General features: G+C 30.2%; 9 protein-coding genes and 1 pseudogene. All 10 read right to left on the reverse strand.

The genetic code is table 11. The features are described 5' to 3' along the window. Positions 1-196: 196 nt before the first annotated feature. Positions 197-1,423 carry an MFS transporter gene (locus SPD90_RS06060; RefSeq protein WP_320924633.1) on the reverse strand — a complete coding sequence of 409 codons (1,227 nt, stop codon included), beginning with the start codon at positions 1,421-1,423 and terminating at the stop codon, positions 197-199. Positions 1,424-1,514: 91 nt separating this feature from the next. After that, positions 1,515-2,684 carry a M20 metallopeptidase family protein gene (locus tag SPD90_RS06065; RefSeq protein ID WP_320924634.1) on the reverse strand — a complete coding sequence of 390 codons (1,170 nt, stop codon included), beginning with the start codon at positions 2,682-2,684 and terminating at the stop codon, positions 1,515-1,517. Between the two features lie 168 nt (positions 2,685-2,852). Further along, positions 2,853-4,106 carry a cation:proton antiporter gene (locus tag SPD90_RS06070; RefSeq protein WP_320626462.1) on the reverse strand — a complete coding sequence of 418 codons (1,254 nt, stop codon included), beginning with the start codon at positions 4,104-4,106 and terminating at the stop codon, positions 2,853-2,855. A gap of 271 nt (positions 4,107-4,377) precedes the next feature. Further along, positions 4,378-5,595: a cation:proton antiporter gene (locus SPD90_RS06075; RefSeq protein WP_320924635.1), complete on the reverse strand. Its 1,218-nt coding sequence runs from the start codon at positions 5,593-5,595 to the stop codon at positions 4,378-4,380. Positions 5,596-5,746: 151 nt separating this feature from the next. After that, positions 5,747-6,658, reverse strand: coding sequence for a bifunctional enoyl-CoA hydratase/phosphate acetyltransferase (locus SPD90_RS06080; protein ID WP_320924636.1), 912 nt, complete (start codon positions 6,656-6,658; stop codon positions 5,747-5,749). Then, positions 6,651-7,478 carry a MerR family transcriptional regulator gene (locus SPD90_RS06085; protein ID WP_320626547.1) on the reverse strand — a complete coding sequence of 276 codons (828 nt, stop codon included), beginning with the start codon at positions 7,476-7,478 and terminating at the stop codon, positions 6,651-6,653. The genes SPD90_RS06080 and SPD90_RS06085 overlap by 8 nt, the downstream gene beginning before the upstream one ends. 35 nt (positions 7,479-7,513) lie before the next feature. Further along, positions 7,514-8,584, reverse strand: a complete 1,071-nt coding sequence (gene buk / locus SPD90_RS06090; RefSeq protein WP_320924637.1) for a butyrate kinase — start codon at positions 8,582-8,584, stop codon at positions 7,514-7,516. Positions 8,585-8,725: 141 nt separating this feature from the next. Next, positions 8,726-9,301, reverse strand: coding sequence for an indolepyruvate oxidoreductase subunit beta (locus SPD90_RS06095; RefSeq protein WP_320924638.1), 576 nt, complete (start codon positions 9,299-9,301; stop codon positions 8,726-8,728). Between the two features lies 1 nt (position 9,302). After that, a complete protein-coding gene (gene iorA / locus SPD90_RS06100) occupies positions 9,303-11,090 on the reverse strand; it encodes an indolepyruvate ferredoxin oxidoreductase subunit alpha (protein ID WP_320924639.1) in 1,788 nt (595 codons plus the stop codon). Positions 11,091-11,557: 467 nt separating this feature from the next. Further along, positions 11,558-11,832 (reverse strand): annotated as a pseudogene (locus tag SPD90_RS06105) (pyridoxal phosphate-dependent aminotransferase); the annotation flags it as partial.

An 11,832-nucleotide genomic window follows, 5' to 3' on the forward strand; every position in this document is an offset into this window, starting at 1 on the left:
GATTATTTAAATCGTTATTTATTTTACTTATTGTCTAAAAATTAGCAAATAAGCGACATACTACTATTAATACCAAGTGTAAAGCTTCAAGTTAGTATAAGGTCAACTATTTTTTTCAAAATTTTTAATTTTTTAATAATAAAAAAATAAGACTCCTACTAAAAAATAGTAGAAGTCGATTTTATAAAACTAAATTTTATGGTCTTTTTATGCTTACAACACATATAAAACTAAGTGCAATTGCTCCTATCATCATAAAAATTGTACTAAGATAAGATCCACTAGAATCATAAAGCGCTCCTGCAATTGTACTTCCAAATGATGCTATTATAAGATTTAAATTTATTATAGAAAAATTAACAGGATAATTAGTAGCTCCATAAAAAGAATTTATAAAAGCAGAATTTGTCGATGTTATTCCTCCATAAGAAGCTCCACATAGCATAAATCCAACTATTAAAATGCCAAAGCTTTTAGATTTAAATGCAATAATCAACAACAAAGCTGATATAAAAAATACTACTACAACTGTCATCATAGTTTTAAAACGTCCTAATTTATCAAACATACCACCATAAATAACACGTCCTATACCATTACAAATAGATATTAATCCAACAACTGTCGCAATTGTAGAAGCACTTACACCTTTGCCTACTTCACCTGCTATACCACTAGCCTGTGATATAAGCGCCAATCCTGCAGCACCAAGTAATGTTGCCCATACAAAATAAAACCAAAATGAAGGTCTTTTTAGCATTTGAACGGAATTTACATCTATAACTAATTCCTTATTGATTTTATTAGAATTTTTCTCTTTGCCTTTTGAAGCACTAACTGGAGGTACAAAATCATCACCTGGTTTTACAAAGAAAAATCCTCCGATACCTAGAACAATTACTAATATAATTCCAAATATCATAAATGAGGTTCTCCATCCTCCAATGTCAGTTGGTGTATAAGCTTGATATATCTTACCTATTATGAAGCTCCCAAGACCAAATCCCATTAAAAGTATTCCAGAAATAAGCCCTTGCTTATCAGGAAACCACTTAGACATTGTACTCATTACTGAATTATAAGCAAGTCCTGATGCAAACCCAGCTAAAACTCCATATCCTACATATAAAGTCACAATGTTTTGTGATTTTGATGAAATAAAAAATCCGATTAAAAATAAAACCGCCGCCAACCAAACGTTTATTTTTACATCGATTTTTTTCTGCAAAAGCCCGCCTATTAGTCCACCTAAACAGAAAAATATCATACAAATCGTAAATGTCAACGATAGACTAGTATTGCTCCAATTTGTAAACTCCTGACTAATAGGTGTTACAAGTACACTCCATGCATAAATAAGCCCTGCAAATAATAAAACTATTACACCTACTACTGCATATATCCAACGATTTAATGCTTTCATATTTTCTTTCCCCTTCCCTTAAAAAGTATGATTTCTTATAAGTGTAAAGTTTCCAGTAAGTATAATGTCAATAATATTTTTATAAATTTAATTATTTATTATTTTTCAACCATTTTACAGCACAATTTACAAATGCAGCTGCTCCATAAGGCATACAAACTTCATTAAACAATACATTTGGACTGTGATTTACATAATCATTTCCTTGAACCTTTGCTCCCAATTCTAAGTATACAGATGGTACTAATTGTGTTATAAATCCAAAATCTTCAGATCCTGACATGCCTTGAGTTTCAACTAAATTCAAATCATCTATATCCTCCATATACTTAACTAGCTTACGAGTTTCAGTTGGTTCATTATAAGAGCATGGGAAAGGAGTGAAAAATTCACGGTAGCTCACTGTTGCTCCAAACATAGCTTCCGCACCCTTTAATATTTGTTTAATTTTAGCAAGTACTGTATCGCAGACATCTGGATTGTATGTTCTAAGAGATCCTGTCATAATAGCTTCTTCTGGTAAAATATTTGGAGCATCACCTGAGATAAATTGTCCTATAGTTAAAACTGCCCTTTCAGTTGCAGAAATACTTCTTGGGATTAAACTTTGAAGTGCTTGGTATATGTACATTCCTGTATTTATAGGGTCTATACCCTTTTCTGGCATAGAACCATGACATCCCTTACCTTTGATTTTTATTTCAAATGCATTTACTGAGCTAGTAGCTCCTCCTATAGCATAGGCTATTGTATTAGGTTCATGTGTAGGAAAAACATGCATCGCAATAGCTAAATCTACCTTAGGATTTTCAAGTACTCCTTCATCTATCAACATTCTAGCACCTTCGCCAGCCTCTTCACCTGGTTGAAATACTATCTTGACATTTCCTTCTATATCATCTATATTTTCAGATAAAATTTGGGCTACTGTAATCATTATCGCAGTATGCATATCGTGACCACAAGTATGTGCTGCTTTTATCTTGCTTCTAAATGGTAAGTCGTTTATTTCCTCCATTGGAAGTGCATCCATATCACAGCGAAGTAAAACAGTCTTTCCTGGCTTCTTACCTTCGATTAAAACTACAATGCCTGAATCTCCTACAACTTTAGGTTCTAAATTCATTTCTTTTAATCTAGCAATTACGTATTCCTTTGTCTTCGGTAAAACCATACCACATTCAGGATTTTCATGAATATGTCTTCTATCTTTAATCGTATTAGATTTTAATTCTATAGCTCTTTCTAAATATTTATTCATTTGATACCTCCATATAATAGACTTAAAATATAATTTACACTATTAATTATATTCCTTTTTTTGCCTATTTGTCTTTAAAATATAAAAAAGGAAGTGCCGTAAAATAGAATTAAAAGCTATTTTACGGCACTCTCTAAAATATATAATCAATTACTTATTAATTTAAATTTACAAAACTTGCTCAGCTTTATCCTCTAATAAAAGACCTAACTTTCTAGCCACAAACTTTGTACTAACTCCTTGTAAAATTAAAGTTATAAGTATTGTCATAAATACTACTGATGATATTGCATCGCTACCAGGTATATTAATAGAGGTTACTATACCACAAAGAGCGGCTGGTATTACACCTGTTTCTCTTACCCACATCATAAATAGTATTTCATTTTTCTTCCATTTTGCTTTTCTATCGATTAAAGCACATGCTAAAACACATATAGGTCTTACAACAAACATAAAACAAAATACGCAGAATACTGAAGGTATAAAGTATTTTCCTACTATTTGTAAATCTACTTGGCTCCCCAAAATTATAAATATACACATTCTGCAAATCGTACCCAGAGTTTCTACCACATGGCAATCTGCATCGTACGACTTTTGACTAAGCCACAGCTTGAAATTTTGTTTATTTCCTGTAACTATACCTACTATGAAGCATGACATATATCCACTTCCTCCAAGTACAGTAGATAGCTCATAGGCTATTATTACTGAAATTATAGATATTATAGGAGTATAATCCTTAAATATTCCTCTAGGGCTGTCATTTACCAAAGCTAATAAAATAACACCTGTAAGCAATCCCACAACTAAACCTATTATAATCATTAAAACCAATTCATATAGATTTTCTTGTAGTGAAAATTGACCTGATAAAATAATAGATAGTACAGCCGATGTCAAAATAGCACCTGTTGCATCATTAAAAGCAGATTCACTTATAACGGTCTGAGATACCTTTCTATCTATTTTTATCTGGTTGAATATAGGAACTAATGTAGCAGGGTCTGTAGAAGCTATAATACTACCTGCTAAAAGAGCTATCATCGAACTTACTCCAAATGACCATCCTATTATTTTTTGCATAAGAAATGCTGATATTAAAACACCTACACTCGATAGTAATAAAACTGTTATCTTTACATTTTTTAATACCTTCAAGCTTATTTCTTTACCACCCATATATAATATAAAAGCCGATCCAAAGGTCAATATAAGTTGATTTTCTACTTGGTATTGGCTTATATCAACAAATTTTAATACTGAAGGACCTATAAAAATACCTGCTATTAGAAACAAAACGACATCTGGAATTTTTACAATTTCGCTTAATTTGCTACATATTATCCCTGTCATTGTCACTACAGCAAAAAGTATTAACAAGTTATTACATGCAATGGTATGTATAGACGATTCCATAATGCTCATCTCCTTTAAAGTTTTTCTATATATTTATAGTAAGCTTTTCATAAATCAATTGCACTAGCTTTAACAGTCCTTTAACATATTTAACTGTATTTTAAAATTAAATATTAAATTATATTAGATATTTTTTTAACATTTAATTCAATATCTAATATAATCATATCTGTTTAGATAAATTTTAAATTATTTTCTATAAATTATAAAAGACTATTACAAAAACATATTTAAATAAGTTCTTGCAACAGTCTTTTATAATTTATTCATATTAATTCATAGCTATTTCATTATCATTTAAATTTGAATTTTTATCTTTAAATGCTATTTTTAAAAGTATCGGTGAAATCACTGTTGTTATTATAACAACTATTAATATAGGAGCAAATATTACATTTGATACCATGTTTAATTTTATACCTTTATTGGCTACTATAAGGGCAACTTCTCCCCTTGAAACCATACCAGAGCCTATTTGAACTGATTCCTTATTTGAGAATTTAAACATTTTAGCTCCGAGACCACATCCTAATATCTTAGACACAATAGCAACTACAGATAATACAACTGCGTATAACACAATGATCATGCTCATTTCCGGTAAAACTAGCTTAAGACCTATACTAGCAAAAAATACTGGTGATAAAAATGCATACGATACATCATCTACAGTTCCCATAATTCTTTCCTTCTTATATCCTACTGCTGATATAATAAGCCCTGTTATAAATGCTCCTGTTATATTTGCAACGCCAAAATAAACCTCAGATATGTAAGCTAATAATAAACATAGACCAATTACAGCTATTACATGTCGTTTTAAATTTTTACTATCTTTAAACCAAATTTTCAATATTTTATAAAGAATAAAAGAAATTGCCGCCATAAATACAAAGTACAATACTATCTTTATAAGTATTACATTTATTTTCACAGAAGTATCTGCAAAGCTTGTAACTATAGATAATGCAATTATTCCTAAAATATCGTCGATTATAGCTGCCCCTAAAAGAACATTTCCGACATTAGAGCTTAATTTTCCCATTTCTCTAAGTGTCTCAACAGTAATACTTACTGATGTAGCAGTTAAAACTACCCCGACAAATACGCTTTGTAGTGTTATGCTAGTGTCTCCCATGATATTTTTCATCCCTAGCTTGGCAAATAAATAAGTTACGCCTGTCCCCAATACAAATGGAACTATTACACCTAATAAGGCTATTGTAAAAGAAGCTTTTCCTTGCTTTTTCAATTCGTCTATATCTGTTTCCATCCCCGCAGTAAACATCAATAATATTACACCTATTTCAGATAGCTGAGTTATAAATTCACTTTCTGAAACTAAATTTAACATACACGGACCTATTATAATCCCGGCTAGTAAAGCCCCTACTACTTGTGGTAATCTTATTCTTCTAAACATCAATCCCAGTATTTTAGTTGAAAAAAGAATTAATGCTATCTCAAATAGATAATAATAAGAATTCATAAATACAACCCCTACTTTCATAAATATTTAATATTTTTTTTAATCATATTTTCATTATACAATACAAAAAAAAATATATTAACAACTTTGTAAAAAATTATTAACATATTTTTTTTATGTAAATTTCAAGTATTAAATTGTATTTTAAATTTTATTTTTTATGAGCTGCAACTATAGCACCATATGCTATAGAGTATAATTTTGATTCATGAGAATCAGCTCTTGAAACTAAAACTATAGGTGCCTTTGCTCCCATTATAATACCTGCTGATTTTGCTCCTGCAGCATATGTAAATGATTTTCCTATACCATTTCCAACTTCTATTGTAGGCATCAACATTATATCGACATCTCCTCCTACTTCTGTCTTAAATCCTTTTATTTTACAAGCTTCCTCAGATACTGCTAAATCAAATGCAAGTGGTCCTTCAACTATTACATTATCTCCAAACTCTCCTTGTTTACAAGCATCCTCTAAAGCCTTTGCATCCACTGTAGCTTGCATCTTAAGATTTACCTTTTCTTTAGCAGCAAGTGCAGCTACCTTTATATTATCTAATCCTAGAGGCTCTGTAGCTTTTATAGCATTTTTAAGTATTTTTACCTTTTGATCGTAATCAGGAGCTATATTCATACCTCCATCTGTCAAAACTAATAACTTATGATAAAAACCTACTTCATAAATCATAACATGGCTAAGTAAGCTATCTGTTCTAAGTCCCCATTCTTTATTTAAAACAGCCTTTAGTATTACAGAAGTGTCTAAAAGTCCCTTCATTACAAAGTCAGCTTCCTTAGAAGAAACTAATTTAACAGCAGTTTCTGCACATTCCTCTATAGTTTCTTTATCTATTATTTTTATTCCATCTAAATCGAATTTTATTTCTTCTGCTATTTGTCTTATTTTTTGTTCTTGTCCTACTAATATAGGTACTATTATATCCATTTGGGCGGCACTTTTTATAGCAAGTAGTACTTCTTCATCATGTGCAGCTGCAACAGATAAAACTACCTTTTCACTGCCCTTTAAAACATCTAACATTTGATCTAATTTTTTAATCATTTTCTTTTCTCCTTACTGGTATTTGTATTTCTGTAACCATTTCACTTTCGCACGTTATAAGACTCGGGTCTACTAATTGTATCTCAATAGAATCGTCTATTATTTCATAGTTATTTTCATCTATGTATTTTCTCAATTTTTTATAATATTTTGGAGCATCTTCATGATATCCGTTATATCTAATAGATAAATATTTTGCCTTCGGAAATATCTTTATCAGCTCTTTTTCATATAGCCCTTCTTCAACCATCATAAAGGCGCTGTCGTATTCTTCATAAAGCTGCTTTTCTAAATTTTCTTTAGAAACTGATATTCCAACATCGCCATAAGTTAAACATACCTTATAAGACGATACCTGAGCTAATTTTCTAACTAGTAACTCAACATCTTTGTAAGATATTTTCTCTCTGTATTCTATTACGCATCTTTGATTAAAATCAAATTCTCTTATCTGATCTAAAATATCTAATTGTGTAGCGTCTTTTATTTGAGATATTTTCTTATTGATGCTTAGCTGCATATTTTTTAATTCAGCTATTTTTTCTTCTATAATTTGATTTTGATATTCTAGGGAATCGATTATACTGTTTAAATTTAAATCATTTAAATGATATTTTATTTTATTCAAAGTAAGCCCCAATTCCTTCATATACTGTATAGTTTCCAGACATTCGAATTGGTCTATTGAATAATATCTGTATTTATTATTTTTATCTACATAGCTCGGTTTAAATAAGTCAATTTCATCATAATATCTAAGTGTCTTTTTGTTTATATTAAATAATTTCGATATTTCACCAATAGTAAAAAATTCCTTCATCTATTACACGCCCCTAAAAATTATAATTAAGTCTTTTAATCTTCTTTATAAATTCTAGCTTCTTCTTCACCACGTAAAACTCTAAGCCCTCCAAATGCAAGAGCTTCTAATTCATTTTCTCCTGCAAGTATTTCGACTGGAGCAATAAATTTAACTCTGTTTTTGATGCTTTCAGTCATATATTTAGAATAAGCTATTCCTCCTGTAATAATTATAGCATCTATTTCTCCATTTACAACAGTTGCAAGTTCACCTATTCCCTTTGCTATTTGAAGTGCCATAGCATCGTATATTAATTTTGCGTACTCGTCTCCAGCCTCTATTTTTGCTTCTACCTCTCTAGCATCTACAGTATTTAGATAAGAGAATATACCGCCTTGACCTCTGACTCTTTTTTTCATTTCCTTGTGATTATATTTTCCGCTGTAGCATAAATCTATTACTCTAGTAACAGGTAATTTTCCTGCACGTTCTGGTGAGAAAGGTCCCTCTTCATCAGATATAAAATCTACCATACGACCTTTTTCATGTACATTTAAACTTATTCCACCACCTAAATGTGCAACTATTAGGTTTAAATCACTGTAATCCTTTCCGTTCATTTTTGCGTATTTTATTGCCATAGCTCTAGTGTTTAAAGCGTGAGTTAGACAATGTCTGTCCATTTCTTTAAGGCCTGAAGGTCTAGCTATATCTATTATTTCATCTACACAAACTGGATCGTATATATATGCATCTACACCTATTTCCTTTGATAGAGAATAAGATATAACTGCACCTAAATTAGACGCATGCTCTAAAGTAGGATTATTTCTAAGTCTATCTATCATAGCATCGTTTATTTTATACGCACCACTTTTTACTGGTGGAAGTCCACCACATCTACCTACTATAGTGTCTATAGTTTTTAAATCTATGTTGTTTTCATCTAAGGCATTATGTATTTGCTGTTTTCTCATTTCATATTGATCTAGTATATTATTAAATTTTGAAATTTCATCGACACTATGCTCTATCCCCTTTACTAGTATCGGTTTTTCATCTTCGTATACAGCGAACTTAGTCGATGTAGATCCCGGATTTATTGCTAAAACTCTATAAGCCATTTTCATTCCTCCTAATTTTTAATATATAAACGTATAGATAAAAAGCTATTATAAGGTTTGAACTCATAATAGCTCTTCATCATGGCTAAATTATTCTTCAATTAAATTTTCTATAGCATAAATATTACATTTAAATTTTTATTAGCTTACTAATGCCATACCTTCATTTAAAGCTCTTATATTTATATCAATAAATTTTTCTTTGACATTATTTCTTATTATACTTTCCCAATCAATATGTTCTAAATGCATAGCTTTTATAACAGTTCCTAATAAAATTATATTCATAACCTTTGCATTTCCAAGCTCCATAGCTTTGTCAGCTGCATTTATAACCTTTGCATTTAAATCTTTTAATTTTTGGTCTACTTCTTCTACCTTGTATTCTGCTTTACCTGTTATAGTTGCTACAGAATCCATTTTGTAGTTATTTGCTACTATTGTTCCACCTTCTTTTAGGTATTTTAAATATCTAAGTGCTTCCACTTTTTCAAATGAAACTATCATGTCAGCACCACCAATTTCTATAACTGGTGAATAAACTTCGTCTTCTGAATATCTAACTTGAGAAGAAACAGATCCTCCCCTTTGACTCATACCATGTATTTCTGACATTTTTACGTCGTATCCTGCTTCCATTAATCCTATTGTTAACAATTTACTAGCTAATATAGTACCTTGACCACCTACGCCTACTAACATTATACTTTTAGTCATTTTATTTTTCCTCCTTCACTATAGCGTCCTTTGGACAAACTTGTAAACAAACCTCACAACCTAAACATTGATTTATATCTATTGAAGCTTTCTTAGTTTCTTTATCAACTGATATTGCTGGACATCCAGTCTTTGTACATTTTTTACAGCCTACACATTTTTCCCTATCTACAACACATTTTTCTGTAAATACTCTACCGAATTCTTCTATGTCTGCTTCAGAGAATCTCTTAAGAGCACATGGCCATCTAGTTATTATTACTGAAGGTTCATCTTTTAAAGCTATAGCCCAATCTAAAGCATCTCTTACTTCATCTAATTTATTAGGATTTATAACTCTTACGTTTTTAGCTCCTAATGCTCTTACTACTGTTTCGATGTCTATGATTGTTGTATCTTCGCCTTGTAGAGTAAATCCTGAACCTGGATTTTGTTGATGTCCTGTCATACCTGTTATTCTATTGTCTAATATTATTGAAATAGAGTTACCTTTATTGTATATAACATCTATTAAACTGTTTATTCCTGTATGGAAGAAAGTTGAATCTCCAAGTACACCAACTACTCTCTTTTCATTACCTTCAACCATATTTAAAACCTTTTGACATCCATGAGCTGAACTTAAGCTTGCACCCATACATACTACAAAGTCCATTGCATTATATGGTTCTGAATATCCTAATGTATAGCATCCTATATCTCCAGCTACTACAATGTCTTTTCTCTTTCCTAATTCATAGAATAGACCTCTGTGTGGACATCCTGCACAGAATGTAGGAGGTCTTGGTATAACTAAATCAGCTTCGACATCTTCATATTTGAAAGTATCTTTAAATATACTCTTTCTGATTACATCTGAAGTCATTTCTCCATATGCTGGTAATACGTCTTTTCCTATGCAATCTACTCCTAATGATTTTACATGATCTTCTATAAATTTATCGTTTTCCTCTACTATATAGATTTTTTCTACTTTAGTTGCAAATTCTTTTATTTTTTCGTCTGGCATAGGATTTGTAAATCCTAATTTTAAGTAAGATGCATCTTTTCCAAATACTTCTTTAGCAAAGTTAAAGCACATTCCAGAAGCTATAACTCCTACTTTAGCCCCTTCATTTATTTCCATATAATTTAATTCTGTTTCATTAGAGAATTTATATAATTTCTTTTCTCTTTCTTCTACATCGATTCTTAACAATCTAGCATTTGCTGGAACTGTAACTCTCTTTATTTCTTTAACATAAGGCTTTATGCCTACTTCATTTCTTGGTTCTAATGATACTAATCCTTTTGAATGGCAAAGTCTTGTAGTTACTCTAAATAATACTAATGTATTAAATGTTTCACTTATTTCAAATGCTAATTTGATCATGTCTTTTGCTTCTTGGCTTGTTGATGGTTCTAATAGTGGTACTTTTGCTGATCTAGCATAGTTTCTATTGTCTTGTTCATTTTGAGATGAATGCATTCCTGGTTCATCTGCAGTTATTACTACAAATCCTCCGTTTATACCAGTATATGCAACTGTAAATAATGGGTCTGCTGCTACATTAAGTCCAACGTGCTTCATAGATGCCATTGTTCTAGCACCTGCAAAAGCTCCACCTGCTGCTGCTTCTAATGCAACCTTTTCATTTGGTGCCCATTCTGCTACTATATCATTTTTATATAAAGCTATATTTTCTAATATTTCTGTACTAGGAGTTCCTGGATATGCAGACGCATATTTAACACCTGCTTCATAAGCGCCACGAGCTATGGCCTCATTTCCTGTCATTAATTTTTTCATAACTAAATCCCCCTCAAATTATAATTTTATTTTCCTAAATAAACTCTTATACTATTTTTAATATTTAAAATCATTTAATTAATATAATTATTCTTATCTTTAAGAAAAGAATACAACATTCCACCTATTGGAATGTCAATAATTTTTTTGGATTTTTTTAGTATTTTTTATAAAAATTTACTTTTCAAAATATTTTATTTATTTTTTTATCTTATATGTATAAATAATCAATATTTTTATTATTTTTTTAAGTATTTATAATTATTTTTTTATATATAATTTTTTATAGTATTTGGAATTAAATTTCAGAATTTTGGAAAATTTATACATACAAAAAAATAAAGATATTGCTATTCTCTATTTTTATTGTAATATATTTGAACAACAACATCTTTATTTAAGTTATAATTTATATTTTATTTTATTTTTTAATACAATATTTTTTAATTTATTATTAATTATATATATTATATTCTATCTAATACTTCTTTTATTACTTTAGGTGCTTTTCTACATTTAGATTCTTCAACTGCACAAACTGCAAATCTAAGTCCCATTTTTAGAGGTACTAAGTAAAGATTTTCTTTTGCTAATTCCTCACAAGCCTTCATAGGATCATCACATGGTATACTTACAAAGAAGCCATCTCTATATGGTAGTATTTCAAGACCACATTCCTTTGCACCTTCTACAAATGCATTGGCTCTAACTAAAAGCATATCCTTGTATGAATTCTTTTCTG

Origin of the sequence: Intestinibacter sp. (genome assembly GCF_034113885.1) — a bacterium.
GTDB lineage: Bacteria > Bacillota > Clostridia > Peptostreptococcales > Peptostreptococcaceae > Intestinibacter.